This is a genomic window from Neobacillus oceani (assembly GCF_046237595.1).
In the GTDB taxonomy this organism is placed as follows: Bacteria; Bacillota; Bacilli; order Bacillales; family Cytobacillaceae; genus Bacillus_D; species Bacillus_D oceani.
In genome coordinates this window covers 2,593,070-2,614,461 of sequence record NZ_CP143543.1, presented here as the reverse complement: position 1 = coordinate 2,614,461, position 21,392 = coordinate 2,593,070, and the positions used below count along the sequence as shown (strand labels likewise).

Below are 21,392 nucleotides of genomic sequence, written 5' to 3'. Positions count from 1 at the left end.
TCAGATAAACCTCGTTATTCTGACAACCGAGAACCAACCCCGTGTTTACTTGTAAGATAGACTCCATTATTGTACCAACAAATGTCCAAAAACCTAATTAGTTTTAAATTAACCCCACCCGTCTGACAGGCCATTCCTCGCTCCGGTTAACCGGATAGCGCCACCCCGATTATTTTTTGTTCCCTCCTGATCTTAAAAACTCAAGGACAGGCCCAAACGGCTGTTTTTCCCCGGCTTTGAAGTAGTCCTTGAACGGGTCGCCGGAGTTTCTGTACCGTTGGAGAACACTTGGCAAATTGAAGTCCTTCGGGTCAAGCCCTTCCTCAACTTCATCCCAAAATAACGGAGCAGCCACTCCCGCATGCTTGTTCCCCCTTGGTGAATAAGGGGCAATAATTGTTTTTCCCGGTGCATGCTGGACATAATCAACATAGAGCCGGCCGCCGCGGTTTTTTTTCATCCGTTCTATTGTAAAAAGCCCTGGCTCCTTTGATACAAGATAATTGGCGATGAATTCGGTGAACAGGCGTGTATCATCGAATGTGTATGTATCATAAGGCAAAGGGAGGTACACCTGAAGGCCTTTGTTTCCGCTTGTTTTTACGAACCCGATGAGCCCAAGCCCGTCAATCACCTCTTTTATATAAACTGCGGCCTTTACTGCAAGGCCAAAGTCGGCAGGAGACGGAGGATCGAGGTCAAGGACAATTTCAGACGCTTTGGCCGACTCAATCGTATGAAAGGGAATGTGATACTCAATCGCAAGCTGGTTCCCCAGCCAGACAAGTGATTTCAGGTCATTGCATACAATATAGTTAATTCCTTCGTCCAGATGAGTTTCTATAAAGTCCGGAGCGTAATCCGGGCAGTTTTTCTGATAAAAGGCTTCGCCAAACATACCATGTGGATACCGGATGACGGTCAATGACCGTTTTCGTAAAAAAGGCAGTATGGAGGGCGCCACTTCCATTAGATAATGGACAAGATCAATTTTACGGATAGAAGGGCTTTCCCATACCGGTTTATCAGGGTGAGTCAACTCAATATCGCCAGTAACATTTTTCTGGTTAAACAGAAAATTATCAAACGTGCAGTCTTCTGGCCGTAAATCCAACCTAAAGCGGCTGAAGTGCGGTTCACGAAGTTCATTATCATATAATTCAAGGTATTTCACCTCAAAGCAGATGGCGGGCTCGACATAGATAAACCTGCTGTCCTCCGACTTGCTATTTTGTTTAATAACCGTAAACAATGCCTGCTTTTCATCGGGCTTAAGGCCAAAGAGGATATGGCCTATCTGAAACACTCCTCCATCCTTATAAACCCCACAGTAATAATAACCATTTGACTTTTCATACGCGGTAATAAAGCAATCAACCAGTTTCCAATTTTTATATTTAACCCATTTTGTGGACCGTTTTCCTTCCTCCCATTGGCTTTCGGGGGCTTTGGCCACGATTCCCTCACCGTCATGAAGGACTACTTCTTCCCACAGCTCGGAGAACTTGGTATGTGGGGGAACCAGCTGTAGAAGCTCAACGCCAGTCGTTTTTGGTTCCATTGCCATGCCAGTTTTTGAAAATAATGAGGCAAGCCGGCGCTTTCTCTCCAGATAGGGCAACGAGTGTATGTTCTCGCCATGTTCAACGAGCAGGTCAAAGGCCATGAGCCGGGCAGGCTGTTTTTCTGCGGCTTCGGCAATCCTCCCTATCGCTTTCATCCGCCCCCTTTTCTGGATTGCTGAAAAATTTGCTTTATACTCATTTTCAAGAATGACAAGCTCGCAATCGAGCCTAAGAGGCAGGAAGAATCGGAAATGATCAAGGTACGCTTTAAGAAAATCCTCAATTTCCGGGAATAATGGCAAAAGGGGCTTATCGTTACGGCTCGTGAGCCTTGGCCCGTTACCGTCCCAGTCAAGAATGGCCCGGAATCCATCGTATTTTACCTCATAAGACCATCCCGGAAATTCAGGAGGCTCGAATTGCAAAACAGGCAGCATCGGCTTCATACGTGTTCATCCCATCGTTTTTTGGTTAGTGTATGATATATTTGCTCAGGCTATCATGTTTTCCAAATCTTTTATTGATTGCTGCTGTAAAAATCTACACAAACTAACCTCAAAAAAGAATGGAGAAGTGACTATGCATACAATCTGGAAGGGCAGCATCAGTTTCGGCCTTGTCAATATTCCAATCAAACTCCATGCGGCAACGGAGGACAGGGACGTGAAACTAAGGACCTTGCATAAGGAGTGCAATTCGCCAATCAAATACGAAAAAGTGTGCCCGGTGTGCGACAGGGAAGTAAAAAGTGAGGAAATTGTCCGGGCATATGAGTATACAAAGGGCAAGTTTGTGGTATTGGATAACGAGGATCTTGAAAAGTTGAAAAGGGAAAATGAAGAAAAAGCGGTAGAAATAATCGATTTTGTCAAAATGGAAGAAATTGATCCCATCTATTACGATCGGAGTTATTTCATGTCGCCGCATGAAGGGGGAAGCAAGGCGTATTCCTTGTTAAGAAGGGCGCTTCAGGACTCAGGAAAGGTTGGCATTGCAAAAATCGCAATCCGCTCCAAGGAGCAATTGGCCGTCCTCCGGGTTTATGAAAATACGCTTGTGATGGAAACAATCCATTACCCTGATGAAGTCCGAAAGGCAAACGATGTACCGAATGTCCCTGACGCCGATAAGGTTACAGATAAGGAATTGGCAACCGCCATATTGCTAATCGACCAGTTGACGACAGATTTCGTACCGGAAAAGTATACCGATGATTACCGGACCGCGTTGCTCGAGTTAATAGAAGCAAAACGCGCGGGCAGGGAAGTTGTCGCCCCGGCTGCGAAAGAGGCTCCATCCAATGTTACGGATTTAATGGCGGCGTTACAGGCTTCAATCGACCGGACGAAACCGAAAACAAAGGCCGCGCCACGCAAAAAAACCGGAACACGGACAAAAAAGCAGGCGTAAATCTAAAGGCCGATTCTTTTAGGGTCGGCCTTCCGGTCAATGTAAATTAAGGTGGATTTCATGGTAAACAGATTAATAAAATTAGCATTTTCGTATATTGGTTTAGCAATGATTTTTCTCTTTGGCTTCCTGATGGCTTTTGTCGAGGTTCCCGGAGAAATGAAAGAACATGAATTAGAGAAGTTTGATAGAATGATTATTGGTTTTGTCCAGGGAACTGTTTCTCCTTACCTAACTAAATTTATGCTATTTATTACCATGGCAGGCTCGGTCGTTTGGATTATCGCCGCTGTTATTGTTGTTATGGTTGTTTCTTTTTATAAAAGAAAGTGGAGGGTTGGCTTATATATCGGGTTGTCTTCGGGCGTTGGCTCCCTCTTTAACATATTCCTAAAGGAGTTATTCAAAAGGCAGCGTCCTGATATCGAGCCTTTAATTGTTGAACAGGGCTTCAGCTTTCCCAGCGGCCATTCCATGGGGTCGATGATTTTCTATGGAGCTGCAGCTTTCCTGGTTTTTCATTATGCAAAAAACGCAAGCACAAAGGTAATCGGGTGTGGAATCTTCTTATTTATGATTTTCATGATCGGCATCAGCAGGATATATCTTGGCGTGCATTACCCAAGTGACATCATTGGCGGGTTTACAGCGGGAGGTGCATGGCTGACAGTCTACATCATCCTTTTCCTATATTTTGGAAAGAGGGGAAGAGTGAAGGAAGGGAGGGAATAGCAATGAAAATTGTTGTCCTGTCAGATACCCACATTCCAAAAAAGGCAAAAGCTTTGCCAAAGGCTATTATCCCTGATTTGGAATCTGCTGACTTAATTCTCCATGCCGGGGATTGGCAGGTTCCGGAAGTTTATTCGATGCTGTCGGCTTTTTCGAAAGTTGATGGCGTCCATGGGAATGTGGAATGTGGATGGTAACGACGTGAAGAGCCTTTTTCCGGATAAAAAAATCATTCAGGCAGGAAAATTCAGAATCGGTCTTGTCCATGGCCACGGAATCGGAAAAACGACGGAAAAGCGGGCGATCGAAGCCTTCATTGGCGAAAAGGTCGATTGCATCATTTATGGGCATTCCCATATTCCCGTACACAAATTTACAGAGGGAATCCTCCTTTTTAATCCTGGTTCCGCTACCGACAAACGCAGGCAGAAACAATTTTCGTACGGCATTCTTGAGGTGGGTGAGGAACTGTCCGCAAAACATGTCTTTTTTGGGGCGAATTAAAGCTCAGCCATTCATTAGACCAAACCCCGAAAATAAGGTATACTAATACTAGTTACAAACTTTAAATGATTCACTTCACCGCATGTAAAGAGTGGCTTGCAAGTCATTTTTGCATCGGTGATTTTTAGTTCAGGGACATCCGGACGGGTCAGATTGAAGCCCTGAAGCGGGTTGGAGCATGGCCGATTGAATAAAAAACATGGAGGTGCCTGGAATGGCGTTTGGGCGAAGGAATACGGAAGAAGTAGTTATGGAAGAGACGGATATATGGGAATGCACGGCGGAAGGATGCAAGGCGTGGATAAGGGACAATTTTAAGAGCGAGGATGTGCCCGAATGCCCTATTTGCAGCAGCGCGATGCATAAGACAACCAGGGAGCTTCAGGTTGTAGCGAATACAAGCAAACGATACATTTAACGACAAGGATGGGGAAGTGTGGAGATTATCCGGGTGGACAAAAGCAATATCGGTGCGTTTATCGATTATTGCATAGCAAATAGGAAAAGCCTTGACGACACTTTTCTGGTTGATGAGGAATTGGAAAAAATGAAGCCTGATGATGAAGACCCTTCGTTCATAGCTTTAGAAGGAGGGAAGGTCATCGGCGCGGTTTCTATGAAACTGGATCCTTATCTTCTGAGGGGAAACCGGGCTAGATTCCGGATATTTCATTCCAATCCAGCAGCACCAGACGTCTATAACCGCCTCTTTACAGCGATTCGGCCGGAGATGGATAAAGTGGAAAAAGTATTCTTGTTCCTCCCTGAAACGGCAGTGGAAGCAAGGGAGCAAATCGCTGGACTGGGCTTTACCATTGAAAGGTATGCGTATCTTTTAACCAGAAAAGACCTTCCTCCAGGCGAAGTTTCTCTCCCAGAAGGCTATTCGTTAAAGGAGTTCGTGCCAGGCCGTGACGAAAAGGACTACTGCCATATACGGAATATAGCCTTTTCAGGTCTGGCGGGATCGGAAACTCCACTCACAGAAGAGGAAGCAGGAAAAATCGCCGCCCGGACTGATTACCTGCCGGGAGGTATATTGTTCCTGTGCAAGGAGGGCAGGCCTGTTGGCCTTGTCCGTGTCGCAAGGGAATACTATAATAGGATTTATTATGCTTTGATTGGACCAATTGCGCTCCTGCCGTCCCATCAAAAAAATGGGCTCGGACGCAAGTTGCTTCGGGCAGGGCTACAGGTTGGAAGAAAATTTGGCCTTGGCAAGGCAATCCTGAGCGTAAACGCTGAAAACGAGCAAGCTGTCCATCTTTATACAAGCGAAGGCTTCGAAACGGATGAATGCTTTATCTCCTATCAATATAAAATTTAAAAAGGTATCCTTTGGCGGCCAGCCGGGATACCTTTTTCTTTATTCAAAATGTTCAATACAGTACTTTAGGACCATTTCTTCTTCATCGTCTTCCAAAGCAAAATCAAAAACTTTTCCTGAATCTTTCTCGAAAAAGTTGTACTGGGCAATTTTATGTTCGTCGCCTTCAACTGAAAAAATAACCTTAAGGCCCGTTCCTAATTCGGAATACAATTCATCGTCTTCATCAACAGCTATATCAAGCAGAAATTCATAGCGCTCTCCTGCCAATAATCCAAACGGATCTTCAAGAAATTCTACTGTGTGGCCTGTAATTTCCATCGTGATTTTTCCTCCTAATAACATCTGACAGGTACTTTACCTTCATTTAAAATACCATAAACGTATTTTTTTTAAAAGGAGAGAGAGGGGAGGGCATAGCGGACCATTTCCGAACAATATGTGAATAATTGAACAAAATAACTTACGGGGAGGATAAAATTGCTAAAATAAAGTTGGATAGAATGATTTGTATAGTTGCGGGAAGGAAAAGCAACGGATGAAATTTACGTTCAATTTTATGTGAATATTTTCACAAATAAAGAGGTGGAACGAATGTTGGCTCAGCAGGATACAGCACAAATGATTACGCTAATGAAAGCGAGGGGCAATATATATCATTTTTTGCTCAGAGTGTTCCATTCTCCGCTTGATCAGGTGTGGATAGATGCTTTTAGGGAGCAAGGAGATGTTTGCGGCCTTGGAGAACTTGGCTTGGGCGGTGTGGAGCTGAAGGATTTTTTAAAAGGTAAACCTTGCTTAAATAGGGAAGCAGTGGAGTTTTCGAGGCTATTCATTGGACCGGGGACATTGCCTGCGCCTCCGTGGGAATCGTTTTATAGAAGCAGGGAGCAAATGCTTTTTGATGATGTAATGTATGAGGTCAGGGAGCAATTCCATAATGAAGACCTTCGATTTGTAAAAGAAAACAATGAGCCCGATGACCACATAACCCTCGAACTGGAATTTATGCTTCATCTCATTTTGAAAGGAATACATGCAAAAGAAGAACTCGAGTTTTTCAATATTCTTAAGAAACAGCGCGCCTTCTTGAATGAGCACCTTGGACAGTGGATAGGCGATTTTGGAAAAAGGCTGGCTCAAAGCACAACCAGCAAACTATACAGAGGTGCCGCATTATTGGCTAAGGATTTTATTGCCGATGATATGGATTTCCTTAAAGAACTAGTGGAGGGATCGTCCCGTGCAGAATAAGGAAATGGAAAAAGGGCTGTTGGAAAAACAAATGAAAAGGCGTACGTTTTTAAAATGGTCAGGAGGAATTGGAATCCCTCTCGTGTTCGGCGGATTCGGGGCAAATCAGCTGATCGGCAGGAAAGAGCCGGAAAATGTCATAAAAGAAGAAATCCCGGAAAAAATCATTTCAACTTGCAGCATAAACAATTGCGGCGGCCGTTGCGTCATTAAAGCGCATGTAAAGGAAGGCCAGGTCGTCCGAATCAGTACGGACACAAATGAGGACGATATTCTTTCTCCGCAAATGCGGGCCTGCATCCGCGGGCGGGGCTATAAAAAAATGCTTTACCATCCCGACCGGCTCAAATATCCAATGAAACGCGTCGGTAAACGGGGTGAAGGAAAATTCGAGCGGATCACCTGGGCCGAAGCCGTTGAAACGATCGCGAACGAGATGAAGAGAATCGGCGAAACATACGGACCGGAATCAAGGTACGTGAATTATGCTTCCGGACAGTCATGGGGCTTGTTCGGCGGAGAGTATATGGCCAGGAAGTTGCTTGCAATGACTGGCGGCTACCTTGGGTTCAGGAATGATTACAGTTCAGGTGCCGGGAATGTTGCGACACCGTATACGTATGGGACAAATAACTCGGGATCAAGTTTCGATTCATTCCTCCATTCAAAGTATATTATTCTATGGGGACATAACCCATCGGAAAATATTTTCTCAACTCCGTATACAACCTATTTGCGAGAAGCGAAAAAAAACGGAGCGAAAATTATTGTCATTGATCCGCGGTATACGGATACAGCCATCGCCTTCGCTGACGAATGGATTCCGATTTTGCCAACAACCGACAATGCGATGATGGATGCAATGGCGTATGTGATGGTTACCGAAAATCTTTATGACAAAGAGTTTGTCGATAAATACTGCATCGGGTTTGATGAAGCGCACATGCCGGAAGGGGTACCTAAGGAAGAAAACTTGCGGAATTACCTACTTGGAAAAACGGACGGCATACCGAAAACACCTGAATGGGCAGAACAGATTTGCAAGGTTCCTGCTTCTAAGATAAGGGAAATCGCGCGGGATTATGCCACCATCAAACCAGCCGCGCTACTTCAGGGCTGGGGGCCACAGCGCCATGCATATGGGGAGCAAATCATGCGCGGAGGGGCACAGCTCGCCTGCCTGACCGGGAACGTCGGCAAGCTCGGAGGATGGGCCGCTGGAACAGGCTACTGGTCAAGGTCAGGCATTGCCTATCCGATTACATTCGAGAATCCGGTGAAAGCCACAATCCCTTGCTTCCTTTGGGCCGATGCGGTTGAACGAGGGACGGAGCTTACCGCCGAAGATGGCTTACAGGGAACGGACAAACTAAAAAGCAATATTAAACTGATTTTCAATATTGGCGGAAATATGCTCGTCAACCAGCACTCCGACATTAATAAAACGACAAAGCTGCTAGAGGATGAAAGCAAGGTGGAATTCATTGTGGTTGGCGACCTTTTTATGACGCCGAGCGCCAAATATGCAGACATCCTTTTGCCGGGGACATCCTTTTTTGAACGGTGGGATATTGGGGTGCCATGGTGCTTCGGAGATTATGTCATTTTAGGAGAGAAAGCAATCGATCCTCTGTATGAATGCCGGAATGAGTATGATGTGTTTACCGATATTGCCGAACATTTCGGTTTGAGGGAAGCCTTTACCGAAGGAAAAACGATGCTTGACTGGGTTAAGGTTAGCGTGGAACGGACAAGGGCCGAGATCGACCCGGGATTCCCAACATTCGAAGAGTTCAGGAAAAAGGGTATCCACCATTTTACTTTTGACGAGCCGCTGATTGGTTTCAAAAAACAGATTGATGACCCGGAAAACAATCCATTTGAGACGCCCTCAGGGAAAATCGAGCTATTTTCCAAGGCACTGTGGGATATGAACAAGCATGATGTCATACCGCCTTTCGCGAAATATGTACCGGCTTGGGAAGGGCCGGCCGACCCGCTGAAGGAAACATATCCGTTGCAGTTGATTAGCTGGCATTATAAAAGACGCTGCCATTCAACCCATGACAACCATCCATGGCTTGAAGAAGCTTTTCCCCAGGAAATGTGGCTGAACCCAGTGGATGCCGGGGCAAGGGGGTTAAAGGATGGTGACCGGGCCAGGGTATTCAATGCCAGGGGAGCTTTAATTATCCCAGTGAAAGTAACAAGCCGCATCATGCCGGGGGTCGCCGCGATTCCACAGGGTGCCTGGTATACGCCGGATAAGGATGGAATCGACCAAAGGGGCTCCATAAACGTGCTGACCGCCCAAAGGCCGACTCCTCTAGCAAAATCAAACCCGCAGCAAACGAATCTCGTCGAGGTAAAGAAAGCATAGAGGGGGAGTGGCCCACGATGGCACAAATGGGTTTTTATATCAATCAAAGCCTTTGCTCGGGATGTAAAGCATGCACGGTAGCCTGCAAGGACAAAAAGGATTTAGAGGTGGGATTGAACTTCCGTCGGGTATACGCCCATGAAGAAGGGGCATACATCCAAAAGGGAGCCGCTATCGTACAACAAATAAAAGCGTTTTACTTTTCGGTTTCATGCAACCACTGTACGAAGCCGGCGTGTGTACCAATTTGCCCGACTGGAGCAATTGTCAAGAGGAAGGAAGACGGGATTACTGTCATCGATCAGGATAAATGCGCCGGAACCAAATTTTGCGTATCCGCCTGCCCGTATGGCGCTCCCCAATACAACGAAAAAACATTTAAAACGAACAAATGCGATTTTTGCCTCGATCTTCAGGCGAAAGGTGAGGATCCGGTTTGTGTCTCGACCTGCATCATGAGGGCGATTGAATGCGGGCCAATTGAGGAACTACGGCAAAAATACGGAACTATAGATGAAGTGAAAGGAATGCCAAGCGCGGCAATCACCAATCCTAACCTGGTAATTACGCCTCATAGGGATGCGTGAAAAATAGTTATTCGTTAAGCTAATAAGCAAAAAATGGCTCGTTCATATCGAGGCATTTTTCAATGCTAATTGAAAGTGTATTTATAATCTATACTAGTTTTCAGGTGCATTTTATAAAAAAATTTGCGATTCCCTATTTTAAACGTTCAAGAACCTGTTATTATTTTAAAAATTTCATTCCAGGCCATTGGGCTTGGGCTATTAACGGGGGGAGTGCCAACTGTTTGTTGGACGATTGGCATCAGAGGCTCGGTAAAGGTAGATTCTACGAGAGCGCTTGCAAAAAAACCGGCCACTTTTAAGGGGCCTGAACCAATATTTCTTATGTTGTGGAGTTTCATTTTAGGAATGACTGCCATTTCTCCTTTGTTTAATAGCGCGATTTCTTCTTCAATCGATGCTTCGGCTTCGCCTTCCAGGATGAGAATGATTTCTTCAGCGCTGTCTGAATGCGTTCCCAGACTGTTTCCTGGCTCTATTTCAAAATAAACGACAGACATGCTTTCGGTCCCAGTGCTCTTATAAAGCGGAAAAGCCGTCTTTTGCCTTGTTGCTGGATCGCTCCGAAACCATCCTTCAAGCAATTGCAGTGAGTTAAGATTTGCGGTTATCATCGCTAACCTCCTGTTCACATTTACCTTAATATTACCGTATATCCAGGGTTAATTGAACAGGAGTCCTTCGACAAAAACATCAAAAAAAGCGTAAAAACCATTTCGGTTTCACGCTCTACGCGTACTAAACTATGCGGATGAGAGGACTTGAACCTCCACGGGGTTGCCCCCACTAGAACCTGAATCTAGCGCGTCTGCCGATTCCGCCACACCCGCGAAACAAATACTTTTATACTATAGCATATTTTTTAATATGCCGCACGATATTTTTTCCCTGCCAAAATGAAAGGGCAGCCCACAATCAGGCTGCCCTAGCCGCCAGCAGGTTCTTCCTTTCTCCCAGGGCGGATCTTTAGGAAGGCGACCAGTGCGGATAAAACACATGCGCCGCTTAGAAGGACGAAGATCCAAATATCCGATTTTTTCAAAAGAAGGGCAACTAGAGGTGGCCCGGCTGCTACCCCGATAAATCGCATTGAACTGTAAATCGAGGTGATAGTGCCCCGTTCCTCTTTTTCGATTCCCTCGGTAATGAGTGCATCAAGGGACGGAAGGCAAACGCCAATTCCAATACCGCAAATCGTAAACATTGAAAGAAGAAACCATAGCTTGACTGAAAAATAAAGGACTGCTATCGAGGTCCCCGCCATTAATATCCCTGCGAGGATTAGCCATTTCATTAACACTTTATTCTTTTTTATCACTTTTCCGGTGATGTAGGAGGACAGGCAAAGAGCTCCTAGCGGCAAAGCGAGGAACAGCCCCTTTTTTAGGTCCTTGATTCCGAGCTCTTTTTCAAAAACCTCTGATAAATAAAACAAGATTCCGAAGAGGACAAACATCAAAATGCCACCGATGAAAAAAATAGCATTTAGCCAGCGTCCTTTCTTTGTAAATGTATCTTTGACATTTGCAAAAAAAGTTTTAAACGGAATTGGCTTTTCCTTGGTTTTTGGGCATTTTACAAGAAAAGCCATCATTAAAATCGATATAGCGCAAAAGACCGGAATTAAAAAGAATGGCAAGAACCAGACAATTCCAGCGAGGAACGCGCCCAAGACTGGGCTCAGAACTTTTCCGAACGTATTTGAAGTTTCAATTACTCCCAGGGTACTGCTTACATCATGATCGCGCTTGAACATATCGCCAACAAGCGGAAGGACAATGGGAGCAGCCCCTGCAGCTCCGACACCCTGCAAAGCCCTGCCCACAAGGATTATCCAGTAAGCATCATCCACTTTCCATGAAGCCCACGCAGAAATGGCCCCGCCAAGGGCAGTGATGATTAAGCTCGGTATGATGACTTTTTTTCGGCCGATATGGTCTGAAAGATACCCCGCAACCGGAATTAAAAAAATCGCGACGATTGAATAAACGGTAATAATCATGCTTGTCTGGAAAGACGTGATTGACAATTCCTCTTCCATGGCGGGAAGGACGGGGATGAGCATGGAATTTCCAAGTGTCATCACAAGAGGAATGGACGAAAGGGAAAGGATCGCCCACTTCTGCTTTGCCACTTCCCCTGACTTGCCGGGTTTATCGGTACTTGTTTGCTGGCATAGCTTTTCGCTGTAATCCATGATAAGCTGAACCGCCTTTGCGACATAATAGCATAACAGGAAACGGACAGAATAGCCCGCTGTATCTTTACTATTTACCAATCGCCGATATTGTAGTAAAAAGAATATAACCTTTTATTTGAAAAGTAGGCGAAGAAATTGAACAAACCAAAAATCATTCAACTGGCTGTCGGGAAGCCAAAAAGCTTTGAAAGAAATGGGAAGGAATACATATCGGCTATCGGTAAAGAATCAGTAAGGGAAGCATTTCTCTCCAGGGATGGGCTGGCCGGGGACGGGATCGCCAACCCGGAATTCCATGGAGGACCTGACAGGGCGCTATGCCTTTACCCGTTTGAGCATTACCCGAAATGGGAGGAAGAGTTTGGGACTAAGCTCTGCCCGCCGGTATTTGGAGAAAATATTACCGTAACGGGCATGAGGGAATCCGAGGTTTTTGTTGGGGACATTTTTAAAATCGGCGGAGCGGTCGTCCAGGTTACACAAGGCAGGGTACCGTGTTCGATTATTTCTAAATTCAATTCAATCGACCCTTTTTTAAAAAGGGTATACGAAACTTGTTTAACAGGTTATTTTTTCAGGGTCCTTGAGGAAGGTTCAATTACCCCTGATTCGGAAATCGTACTCCAGCAGCGAAGCAATCAAGAAATCACTGTTTTTTCCGCGGCGATGGCTATTCTTCATAAGAGCGGTGACACGGACATTTTTGAAAAATTGGCGGCGCATTCTGAACTTGCGACAGAATGGCGGAACAAGGCACGCAAAATTTCAGAAGAAAAATTGGCGAAAAAATAATGTTTTCTTGTTGACATTCTGAAAATTCGTGATTATCATAATAAACAATACATAAAAGCATTGACGAAGAGTAGTAGCTTAGGCGGAAACTTAAGAGAGCTGATGGGTGGTGCGAATCAGTGTGGATGCGTAGGCGAATGGACTTCCGAGCTTCCTGACCGAACCTTTTATCAGGTGTAGGCTCAGGCGAATTGCCTAATCGTTACAATAGGCGCGTATTAGCAAATCTGGCTTGATACGGTCGAAGTGGGCTGTTTATACAGCCAATGAAGGTGGCACCACGGGTCTCCCGTCCTTTTTTGGACAGGGACCCTTTTTGTTTTTCAGGAACATTGTAACGCTATTAAGCTTAACCATCAAAAATACTATGATCCATCAAATTGAATAGAGCAAATCGTTGAGCAAGGGGAGTAGGCTTTCATTGCCTGTCACAGAGAGCCGGGAAGGGTGCGAACCGGTACAGGCAGGAAGGTTGAATGGGCTTGCGAGAGGCTGCCTGAATGACAGTAGGGCTGCACGGATTCCACCGTTAAAAGGATAGGGTATCGGATAATTTCCTGTACCTGAAAGAGGGAATGCCAGTTTTGGTGTTCCAATTGAGGTGGCACCGCGGTCGCAGAATCGTCCTCTATACACATTATTCCTATGTGTATAGGGGACTTTTTTGTTTTTAAAAAACTTGAAAAGCAAGGAGTGATGGCAGTGGTAGAGGCAACCCGGACTGCAGTAAAGGTCCAGTACATTGAAATGCAAGGAGACACCCTGACACCGGTATCCATTTTTCAAAAACTGCAAGGGACCAAAAAGTTCCTCCTGGAGAGTTCGTTAAAGCATTCGGATGTCGGCCGCTATTCCTTCATTGGTGCTTGTCCCGCTTTCGAATTGGTTTCTGAGGGAACTAATAACCGCTTGATAATGGCCGGGTCGGAGGAAACGGCAATCGAAGGGAATCCGCTCAAGATTGTAGAAAATCTGCTGCCACAGATTGAAGCCGATGTGCCATTCCCTTTCTTCGGGGGAGCGGCGGGGTATGCGGGCTACGATGTGATCAGGCTGTACGAGGATATAGGTCACGTACCTGACGCAAGTCTTGGATTGCCGGATTGCCATTTCATGTTCTTTGAAGAAGTCATCGTTTATGACCATCTCGAACAAAAGGTTTACATCGCTGGAGTGCCACTTCTCGCTGTGACGTCAGATGAGAGCCTAGCTGCGAGACTTGAAAAGAGGCGGATTGAACTGGCAAAGCCACATTTTGAAATTGATCCGGCGTCATTTTTACTCGGAACTTTCACCGCGGAGATAACGAAACAGACATTCATTGATAAGGTGAACACTGTCAAACGGCATATTGAAGAGGGAGATATTTTCCAGGCTGTCCTTTCACAGAGGATGAGCTCCAAGTTCAGCGGTGATTCTTTTTCCTGCTACCGTAGGCTTAGGACGCATAATCCGTCGCCGTACATGTTTTATTTCGACTTCGGGGCATACAGCGTGATGGGCGTTTCCCCGGAGAGCCTGGTAAAAATGTGCGGAAGGATGGTTTACTCTAATCCAATTGCAGGCACAAGGCCAAGGGGGAAAAGCCGGGAGGAGGATTTGGCACTTTCTGACGAGTTGAAGCGTGACGAGAAGGAGCTTGCTGAACATCGGATGCTGGTCGACCTGGGGAGAAATGATTTGGGAAGGATTTGCCAATTTGGAACTGTTCAGGTTAGCAAATACCTTCAAATTGAGAAATACCGACATGTGATGCATCTCGTTTCTGAATTGGAGGGAAAGCTTCGGCCTGAATTCTCACCCCTCGACGCTTTGGCGGCTTGCCTCCCAGCAGGAACTGTTTCGGGGGCACCGAAAATTAGGGCTATGCAAATTATCAATGAGATTGAAGGGATGAAACGAGGCCTCTATTCAGGAGCCATAGGCTACATTTCTGCTGGAGGGCAAATGGATTTTGCGCTTGCAATCCGGACAATGGTCATTAAGGATGATACAGCTTTTATCCAGGCGGGTGCCGGAATCGTCCATGATTCGATACCAGAGCTTGAATACGAGGAAACAATCTATAAACTGAAAGCTTTCTTGGGAGGGTTGGAATGATCCTGCTTATCGATAACTATGATTCTTTTACCTTTAATCTTTATCAGTATTTAGGCGAGCTTGGGGAAACCATCCTGGTCTTGAGAAATGACAAAATTACCATTCAGGACATTCGGAAAGTAAACCCAACGGCAATCGTCCTCTCCCCAGGGCCAGGAAAGCCGGAGGAATCAGGGATTTGTATGGAAATCGTGCATGAATTACATAGGAGTATTCCCATCCTCGGCATATGTCTCGGACATCAGGTAATCGTAAAAGCGTTTGGAGGGACCGTTAGAAAATCACTGTCAATCCGGCACGGAAAGATTTCTCAGGTTACCCATAACGGCGGCGCCCTTTTTAAGAACCTGCCAGGGAAGATTGACGTGATGCGCTATCATTCACTTGCAGCCGATAAAACCAATCTTCCTCAGCCCTTGGTCCTTGATGCGGTTGCGGATGATGACGGAGAGGTCATGGCGGTCCATCACAGGGACTTTCCGGTATATGGAATCCAGTTTCATCCAGAGTCAATCGGGACTTCGTCTGGCAAACGAATTATTGAAAATTTCCTAAACAGGATTGAAAGGAAGGATAGAGATGAAAGAATACTTACTCCAACTGTCTGAAAGGATTTCCCTTACCGAAGATGAAATGAAGGATGCAATAGGTAAGATGCTGAACGAGGAAGCAGAGGAAACAGAAATCGCCGCCTTCCTGATGGCTTTGAAAATGAAAGGCGAAGAACCAGAAGAACTGGCGGGCATGGCGAAAGCGTTAAAAGAAAACGCGTCAGGATTTGGGAAAAACCTGCGCAATGCTATGGATAACTGTGGGACAGGCGGAGATGGCGCTTCTACATTCAATGTGAGTACTACCTCAGCCTTTGTAATCGCGGGTGCGGGTGTCAAGGTAGCCAAGCACGGAAACAGAAGCGTCTCCAGTAAAACCGGGAGCGCAGATGTTCTGGAGCACCTAGGCATTCACCTTAATATACCCGCCGCCGCTTCCGAGGAAATCCTTAAGGAGATGGGAATCTCCTTCCTGTTTGCACCGCATGTCCATCCAAAATTGAAAAAAATTATGGCGGTTCGGAGGCAGCTGAAGATCCCTACAGCATTCAACCTGATTGGCCCCCTATCAAATCCGATCGATTTGGATTACCAGCTTGTTGGGGTCTATAAGCCAGAGTTCATACCTTTATTCGCAAAAACGCTTAAAGTTCTTGGCCGAAAGCGGGCAATTGTCATCAACGGGAAAGGTTCCTTGGATGAGGCTTCCCTTGAAGGAGAAAACAATCTAGCAATTATCGAGTATGGAGAAATCAACTATTTCAAGTTTATCCCCGAAGAACTCGGGCTACAGCAGATCAACAATTCCGAAATAAAAGGAGGTTCCGCAGGGGAAAACGCAAAAATCCTTTTGGACGTATTGCTTGGAAAAAAAGGGCCGTTCAGGGAGACAGTGCTGCTGAACGCAGGGCTGGGGATTTATGCGGCTAGGCATTCCGAAAGCCTCATCGAAGGAATTGACATGGCTAGGAAAAGTATTGATTCGGGAGCAGCCTACAAAAAACTTGAAGGATTAAGGGACTTTTCTACCAAGATGCAAAAGGAGGCAATTTAAGTGGAGACAATTTTACATAAAATTCTAGCGGAAAAAGAAAAGGAAGTTGCCCTTTTAAAGGAAAAAGGCGTGAACATTTACGAGAGCCTGCCGAAAAGAAAGCCATTCATCCAAAAGTTGAAGCAGGACAAGGACATTGCCATTATTGCTGAATACAAACGAGCATCCCCATCGAGAGGATTGATCAACGGCAATATTCGGCCTGGTGAGCAGGCGAAATTGTATGAGCTGGCCGGGGCCACGGCAATTTCTGTCCTAACCGACCAGAAATTTTTTAATGGATCATTCGATGACCTCAAGGAGGTACGGAGTGCGGTGGATTTGCCGCTCCTTTGCAAGGATTTCATCATTGATGAATTGCAAATCGACCATGCCTATCAGGCTGGAGCCGACATCATCCTTTTAATCGTGGCGGCACTCGCGGAAACCAGATTACATTCTCTTAAAACTTATGCGGAATCGCTTGGGCTGGAGGTTCTGGTAGAGATCCATAATGAAGAGGAGCTGTCGATAGCGAAGAAAGCCGGGGCAAAATTAATCGGGATCAATAACCGTGATTTACGGACTTTCGAAGTTTCATTGAATACAACCACAGAATTGGGGCCAAGGGTCTCTGCTTCCGGAGCCTGCCTGATCAGTGAGAGCGGCATGAAAACGGCTGCGGATGCTAGGCTGGCAGCGGGTGCTGGGGCACAAGGGCTGCTGATTGGCCAGACGCTGATGGAGAGCGGAAGCCTTGAGGCAAGCCTTCGGGAATTCATCGTACCAAAGATGGAGGTGGCGCAACGATGAAGGTGAAAATATGCGGGATTATGAATGGAGAAACAGCAAGGAAAGCAGTAGAATTCGGAGCAGACGCTCTTGGCTTCGTTTTTGCCGAAAGCAGAAGAAAAGTCTCGCCGAGGCTTGCAAGGGAAATTATTGCTCAACTGCCTGAGGATATTCACAAGTTCGGCGTTTTTGTAAACGAATCAAAACAAAGAATCCAGGAAATTGCTGACTACTGCGGCCTCACCCATATTCAGCTTCATGGGGAGGAATCGCCAAATTTTTGCAAAGAATTTACCCTTCCAGTCATAAAGGCATTCAATATTGGCAGCCATTCCGATCTAGAGCTGGTTACCGAATATGCATGCGAGGGCTTTTTACTCGACAGCCCAAAAGGAGCTTATAGGGGAGGAACAGGAATATCTTTTGACTGGACAATCCTTCAAAGTGCCATATTGGACGGCAAAAGAATTATTCTTGCCGGCGGGTTGAACAGTGAAAATGTCGGTATAGCCATACGTACCGCAAATCCATTTATGGTCGACGTCAGCAGCGGGGTTGAAACGGACGGAATGAAGGACTTGGATAAAATGAAAGATTTCATTTTTGCTGCAAAGCAATAAGGAGGAGAAGCGCAGTGCAAACATACACGATGCCAGACGAAATGGGCCATTTCGGAACATTTGGAGGAAGATACGTTCCGGAAACATTGATGCAGGCCATTCTGCAAATGGAAGAAGCATACAAAGAGGCGAAAAACGAACCGTTATTTCAACTCGAGCTGGACAGGCTTTTAAAGGAGTATGTTGGCAGGGAAACCCCGCTTTATTTTGCTGAAAATCTGACAAGCCATGCGGGTGGTGCAAAAATTTATTTGAAGCGGGAGGATTTGAACCATACCGGCGCCCATAAAATCAACAATACGATTGGCCAAGCTTTGCTCGCGTTGAGGATGGGAAAGCGGAAAATTGTTGCGGAAACTGGAGCGGGGCAGCATGGGGTTGCAACAGCGACGGTTTGCGCTTTGCTGAATCTCGAATGCATTGTCTTTATGGGGGCGGAGGATGTCAAAAGGCAAGCATTGAACGTTTTCAGGATGGAGCTTTTGGGAGCAAAAGTTGTGAGCGTTCATTCAGGAAGCTCTACTTTGAAGGACGCAGTGAATGAGGCCCTGCGGTATTGGGTTGCCAATGTAGATGATACTCACTATTTGCTGGGATCGGTTATGGGACCGCACCCATTTCCGATGGTTGTCCGCGATTTCCAGAGTGTGATCGGCAGGGAAACGAAGAGGCAATTTGCCGATAAAGAAGGCGGACTACCTGATGCCGTTGTGGCCTGCATAGGCGGCGGGAGCAATGCGATGGGAATGTTTTACGATTTTATTGAAGATTACGAGGTGAAGCTTTTCGGCGTTGAAGCTGCGGGGAGCGGTATCGGCACTCCATTCCATGCAACTTCATTAACAAAAGGAAAACCCGGTGTTCTCCATGGAGCTTTCATGTATCTTCTCCAGGACAGAGACGGCCAGATTCAGGAGGCACAATCAATTTCGGCCGGACTTGACTATCCTGGCGTAGGTCCGGAGCACAGCTACCTGAAGGATAGCGGAAGGGTAGAATATGATTCGATTACGGACGAAGAAGCGCTGTCCTCATTCAAGCTGCTGGCTATCAAGGAGGGAATTATCCCGGCCCTTGAAAGCGCGCATGCCGTTGCCTTTGCGTTAAAGCTTGCCGCAAAAATGGATCCTGAGGAATCGGTCGTTGTCTGCTTGTCAGGGAGAGGGGATAAGGATGTCGAAACGGTAAAATCGAAAATGAAAGGAGCGGAGGCACATGAGTAGAATGGCGGAAAGCCTTAAGCGATTAAAGGATAGCAATGAAAAGGCTTTTGTACCGTATATTATGGCCGGTGATGGAGGGCTCGGTTGCCTGGCGGAAAGGCTTGACCTGCTCGAAAGGCTGGGTGCTTCCGTAATCGAGGTCGGCATCCCATTTTCCGATCCGGTAGCGGACGGCCCAGTCATCCAGGAAGCAGGGGTAAGGTCGCTTGCAAGCGGAACGACACTAAAGGGAACCATTGAACATTTAGCAGGCGCCCGGGCTTCGATTTCAATTCCAATTATTGTCATGACGTATTTAAATCCTATCCTCGCATACGGATTATCGGATTTTTTCCATGACAGCAAGGAAGCTGGCATTGACGGCCTTATCGTTCCGGATCTCCCATTAGATGAAGAAGGATTGATTGAGCCATTCCTAACAGATTCGGGTATCGAATTGATTCGCCTAGTCACCCTGACAACCCCGGTTGAAAGGATTAGGGCAATCTCTGAAAAAGGGAACGGTTTCGTCTATGCTGTCACAGTAAAAGGGGTAACTGGGGGGAGAGACAGCTTCGAGGAAGGGCTCCCAACTTTTCTCGCCGAGGTGAAGAGCGCCAGCCGGCTTCCCGTTTTCGCTGGATTTGGTGTTACTAGCGGAGAACAGGCGAGGGAACTTGCCAACTATTGTGATGGAGTCATTGCCGGAAGCAAGATTGTTCAGCTTCTTCATGAGGGAAAAATGGCGGAGTTAGAGGAGTTAGTTTCCTGTTTTAAAAAAGAAAAAGAGTCTGCCTTTTAAGGGATTCACCGTGTAGCAAACGAAAGAAAAACCACATCGTCAACGGTGTGGTTTTTCGGCTGTTGCGCAAACGGAAAGAATTGGGTGAACTTTTTTATAGGATATGCTGATGCTTTGGAGTCCCGCCGATTTTAAATCATTCTTAAGCTTTTTTTCCAAATCCCTCGCTGTATCATCAGTGTCACCCTTCTCCCTCGGCTGTACGGTAATGGCAATTCTGCCCCCTGGTTTGAGGGAAGTGGCTATCTTGCTTATTGTTTCCTGTGGATTTTTCCAAAGTGGAAAATTGTTAACCGAAAAAATCCGGTCATATTTTTCTTTTGAAAATTCGAAGCTTGAAATTTCGTCCCGCCACAGCTTTAATTTTCCTGCTTTTAATAAATGGTCGTGTTTCTTTTCCGTTTCTTGTTTCATTTTCAATGAAAAATCAATTCCTTCAATCAAACAATCCGGAAAACGTTCGGCTATGGTTCCGATTGCGTATCCAGGACCAAAGCCAATTTCAAGAACCCGTTGCCCATTTAAAATGGAGAGCTGGCTGATTGTCCAATCATTGATTTTCTTATTTTCGAAATACATGACTTTACCGGCAATTTTCCCCAGAAATCCCCTTGGCAACCTGAATTGCTTGGCTAATTTCTTCAACGTCCATGCCCCCTTTGTGGCCTTTTACCCTGAAACTAGCAAATCAATTCAAAATGGTCCAATCAAAACGTGCGAATTGTTACAGAGGATTGACAGAATATTTACTATACTGAAAGAAGGTTGGCATGAAATAGATAAGAAGGATGAAAGGGTGGAATTTTATGCGGCTGGATGAAGGAATTTTAATAATTCTTGATGAAAAAGGGCCGCTACCGCTCGCAGAACTTTGCAATGAAGCGAATACGCTTTTTGAAAATGATGGTTTCACACATGATCCGTCAGATATCTACAAGGTTCTTAATAGAAAAAAAGAGCTGTTCTCGCTTCAGGGCGGCATGGTTTCCATACAGCCAGGCAAACAGCCTCTATGTTTGACCGTTAATACCGAGCTTCCCGGTATGGGGTCCTATCAGGTAAAGGTTGATTTTACAAAAGGGTATTTCACATTCATTGAATGGCGTGACAGGGATTGTCCGCGGTTCCCTGGTATTTCAGAACCAAAGAACCCCGGGGATATCTTGATTTTCAAAACAAAGATATACAAATCGGCAATTTGGAATTGGGATAAAACCTATTATCCTGAAGATGGGATTATCCTCGATGGCTTAAGCTGGTCGGTTAAGCTCAAAACGACGACCACTGTTTATGAAAAGTGCGGCATCAATAAATTTCCGGTTAAGTGGAAAATCCTTAGCAGGGGAATCCGCGAGCTGACGGGCTATCCTTTTGGGTAGCCTGTCTTGTTTGAGGGATATGCGAATCGATTCGATTAACCGAATCTTTTGGAAAATCATTGGGGATCGATTCAACAATTTTTAAAAAATGTATCTGGGATTTTACCCGGATATCCGTAATTGTAATATTTTCAGGTATATATGACCGAAAAAGGTGCGCCA

The 21,392-nt window shown here is 45.8% G+C and carries 23 protein-coding genes, 1 tRNA gene and 2 other annotated features; of the genes, 18 read left to right on the top strand and 6 right to left on the bottom strand.

From position 1 onward, the window contains the following. Positions 1 to 169 precede the first annotated feature (169 nt). Positions 170 to 2,011: a DNA ligase D gene (locus V1499_RS13070; RefSeq protein WP_409270348.1), complete on the bottom strand. Its 1,842-nt coding sequence runs from the start codon at positions 2,009 to 2,011 to the stop codon at positions 170 to 172. A gap of 133 nt (positions 2,012 to 2,144) precedes the next feature. Here V1499_RS13070 and V1499_RS13065 point away from each other — a divergent pair, with 133 nt between their 5' ends. The 6 genes from V1499_RS13065 to V1499_RS13040 all read left to right on the top strand — a co-directional run bounded on the left by V1499_RS13065 (position 2,145) and on the right by V1499_RS13040 (position 5,538). Further along, positions 2,145 to 2,975, top strand: a complete 831-nt coding sequence (locus V1499_RS13065) for a Ku protein (protein ID WP_409270347.1) — start codon at positions 2,145 to 2,147, stop codon at positions 2,973 to 2,975. Between the two features lie 60 nt (positions 2,976 to 3,035). Next, positions 3,036 to 3,707 (top strand): phosphatase PAP2 family protein, encoded by a 672-nt coding sequence (locus tag V1499_RS13060; RefSeq protein ID WP_409270346.1) that lies wholly within the window; start codon positions 3,036 to 3,038, stop codon positions 3,705 to 3,707. A gap of 2 nt (positions 3,708 to 3,709) precedes the next feature. Beyond that, positions 3,710 to 3,904: a metallophosphoesterase family protein gene (locus V1499_RS13055; RefSeq protein ID WP_409270345.1), complete on the top strand. Its 195-nt coding sequence runs from the start codon at positions 3,710 to 3,712 to the stop codon at positions 3,902 to 3,904. Next, positions 3,894 to 4,211 (top strand): metallophosphoesterase family protein, encoded by a 318-nt coding sequence (locus V1499_RS13050; protein ID WP_409270344.1) that lies wholly within the window; start codon positions 3,894 to 3,896, stop codon positions 4,209 to 4,211. The genes V1499_RS13055 and V1499_RS13050 overlap by 11 nt, the downstream gene beginning before the upstream one ends. 214 nt (positions 4,212 to 4,425) lie before the next feature. Beyond that, positions 4,426 to 4,629, top strand: a complete 204-nt coding sequence (locus V1499_RS13045) for a cold-shock protein (RefSeq protein ID WP_409270343.1) — start codon at positions 4,426 to 4,428, stop codon at positions 4,627 to 4,629. 18 nt (positions 4,630 to 4,647) lie between these two features. Further along, the gene (locus V1499_RS13040) at positions 4,648 to 5,538 is read left to right on the top strand and encodes a GNAT family N-acetyltransferase (RefSeq protein ID WP_409270342.1); all 891 of its coding nucleotides are present in this window, start codon (positions 4,648 to 4,650) and stop codon (positions 5,536 to 5,538) included. Positions 5,539 to 5,577: 39 nt separating this feature from the next. On the opposite strand, the gene V1499_RS13035 is transcribed toward V1499_RS13040, so the two are convergent. Further along, a complete protein-coding gene (locus V1499_RS13035) occupies positions 5,578 to 5,859 on the bottom strand; it encodes a DUF6509 family protein (RefSeq protein ID WP_409270341.1) in 282 nt (93 codons plus the stop codon). Between the two features lie 273 nt (positions 5,860 to 6,132). On the opposite strand from V1499_RS13035, the gene V1499_RS13030 reads away from it, so the two are divergent. Genes V1499_RS13030 through V1499_RS13020 form a run of 3 tightly spaced genes read left to right on the top strand, consistent with a single transcriptional unit; the run spans position 6,133 to position 9,759 of the window. Continuing rightward, positions 6,133 to 6,792, top strand: a complete 660-nt coding sequence (locus V1499_RS13030; protein ID WP_409270340.1) for a molecular chaperone — start codon at positions 6,133 to 6,135, stop codon at positions 6,790 to 6,792. Continuing rightward, a complete protein-coding gene (locus V1499_RS13025; RefSeq protein ID WP_409270339.1) occupies positions 6,782 to 9,172 on the top strand; it encodes a DMSO/selenate family reductase complex A subunit in 2,391 nt (796 codons plus the stop codon). Before V1499_RS13030 ends, V1499_RS13025 begins: the two co-directional genes overlap by 11 nt. A 17-nt stretch (positions 9,173 to 9,189) precedes the next feature. After that, the gene (locus tag V1499_RS13020; RefSeq protein WP_409270338.1) at positions 9,190 to 9,759 is read left to right on the top strand and encodes a DMSO/selenate family reductase complex B subunit; all 570 of its coding nucleotides are present in this window, start codon (positions 9,190 to 9,192) and stop codon (positions 9,757 to 9,759) included. 146 nt (positions 9,760 to 9,905) lie between these two features. On the opposite strand, the gene V1499_RS13015 is transcribed toward V1499_RS13020, so the two are convergent. From V1499_RS13015 to V1499_RS13005, 3 genes are all read right to left on the bottom strand, one after another. After that, complete coding sequence (locus tag V1499_RS13015; RefSeq protein WP_409270337.1) at positions 9,906 to 10,373, bottom strand: cupin domain-containing protein; 468 nt, start codon at positions 10,371 to 10,373, stop codon at positions 9,906 to 9,908. 132 nt (positions 10,374 to 10,505) lie between these two features. Further along, positions 10,506 to 10,589, bottom strand: a tRNA-Leu gene (locus V1499_RS13010). A 95-nt stretch (positions 10,590 to 10,684) separates the two neighbouring features. Then, positions 10,685 to 11,956 carry an MFS transporter gene (locus tag V1499_RS13005; protein WP_409270336.1) on the bottom strand — a complete coding sequence of 424 codons (1,272 nt, stop codon included), beginning with the start codon at positions 11,954 to 11,956 and terminating at the stop codon, positions 10,685 to 10,687. Between the two features lie 138 nt (positions 11,957 to 12,094). Here V1499_RS13005 and V1499_RS13000 point away from each other — a divergent pair, with 138 nt between their 5' ends. From V1499_RS13000 to trpA, 8 genes are all read left to right on the top strand, one after another. After that, entirely contained in the window at positions 12,095 to 12,751 is a 657-nt protein-coding gene (locus V1499_RS13000; protein WP_409270335.1) for an MOSC domain-containing protein, read from the top strand. Between the two features lie 51 nt (positions 12,752 to 12,802). Further along, positions 12,803 to 13,051: a binding site (T-box leader), on the top strand. Positions 13,052 to 13,139: 88 nt separating this feature from the next. Continuing rightward, positions 13,140 to 13,383, top strand: a binding site (T-box leader). Positions 13,384 to 13,447: 64 nt separating this feature from the next. Beyond that, the gene (trpE, locus tag V1499_RS12995) at positions 13,448 to 14,851 is read left to right on the top strand and encodes an anthranilate synthase component I (RefSeq protein ID WP_409270334.1); all 1,404 of its coding nucleotides are present in this window, start codon (positions 13,448 to 13,450) and stop codon (positions 14,849 to 14,851) included. Continuing rightward, positions 14,848 to 15,459, top strand: coding sequence for an anthranilate synthase component II (locus tag V1499_RS12990; RefSeq protein WP_409270333.1), 612 nt, complete (start codon positions 14,848 to 14,850; stop codon positions 15,457 to 15,459). Before trpE ends, V1499_RS12990 begins: the two co-directional genes overlap by 4 nt. After that, on the top strand, positions 15,431 to 16,456 hold the full coding sequence (trpD, locus tag V1499_RS12985; protein WP_409270332.1) for an anthranilate phosphoribosyltransferase: 1,026 nt from the start codon (positions 15,431 to 15,433) through the stop codon (positions 16,454 to 16,456). The genes V1499_RS12990 and trpD overlap by 29 nt, the downstream gene beginning before the upstream one ends. After that, the gene (gene trpC / locus V1499_RS12980) at positions 16,457 to 17,248 is read left to right on the top strand and encodes an indole-3-glycerol phosphate synthase TrpC (protein ID WP_409270331.1); all 792 of its coding nucleotides are present in this window, start codon (positions 16,457 to 16,459) and stop codon (positions 17,246 to 17,248) included. Continuing rightward, positions 17,245 to 17,847, top strand: a complete 603-nt coding sequence (locus V1499_RS12975) for a phosphoribosylanthranilate isomerase (RefSeq protein ID WP_409270330.1) — start codon at positions 17,245 to 17,247, stop codon at positions 17,845 to 17,847. The genes trpC and V1499_RS12975 overlap by 4 nt, the downstream gene beginning before the upstream one ends. A 29-nt stretch (positions 17,848 to 17,876) precedes the next feature. Continuing rightward, positions 17,877 to 19,070 carry a tryptophan synthase subunit beta gene (gene trpB, locus V1499_RS12970; protein WP_409276295.1) on the top strand — a complete coding sequence of 398 codons (1,194 nt, stop codon included), beginning with the start codon at positions 17,877 to 17,879 and terminating at the stop codon, positions 19,068 to 19,070. Beyond that, positions 19,063 to 19,851, top strand: coding sequence for a tryptophan synthase subunit alpha (trpA, locus tag V1499_RS12965; RefSeq protein WP_409270329.1), 789 nt, complete (start codon positions 19,063 to 19,065; stop codon positions 19,849 to 19,851). The genes trpB and trpA overlap by 8 nt, the downstream gene beginning before the upstream one ends. 39 nt (positions 19,852 to 19,890) lie before the next feature. On the opposite strand, the gene V1499_RS12960 is transcribed toward trpA, so the two are convergent. Beyond that, complete coding sequence (locus V1499_RS12960; RefSeq protein WP_409270328.1) at positions 19,891 to 20,496, bottom strand: class I SAM-dependent methyltransferase; 606 nt, start codon at positions 20,494 to 20,496, stop codon at positions 19,891 to 19,893. A gap of 161 nt (positions 20,497 to 20,657) precedes the next feature. Between V1499_RS12960 and V1499_RS12955 the strand changes: the two genes are divergently transcribed. Beyond that, the gene (locus V1499_RS12955; protein ID WP_409270327.1) at positions 20,658 to 21,230 is read left to right on the top strand and encodes a hypothetical protein; all 573 of its coding nucleotides are present in this window, start codon (positions 20,658 to 20,660) and stop codon (positions 21,228 to 21,230) included. Positions 21,231 to 21,392 lie beyond the last annotated feature (162 nt).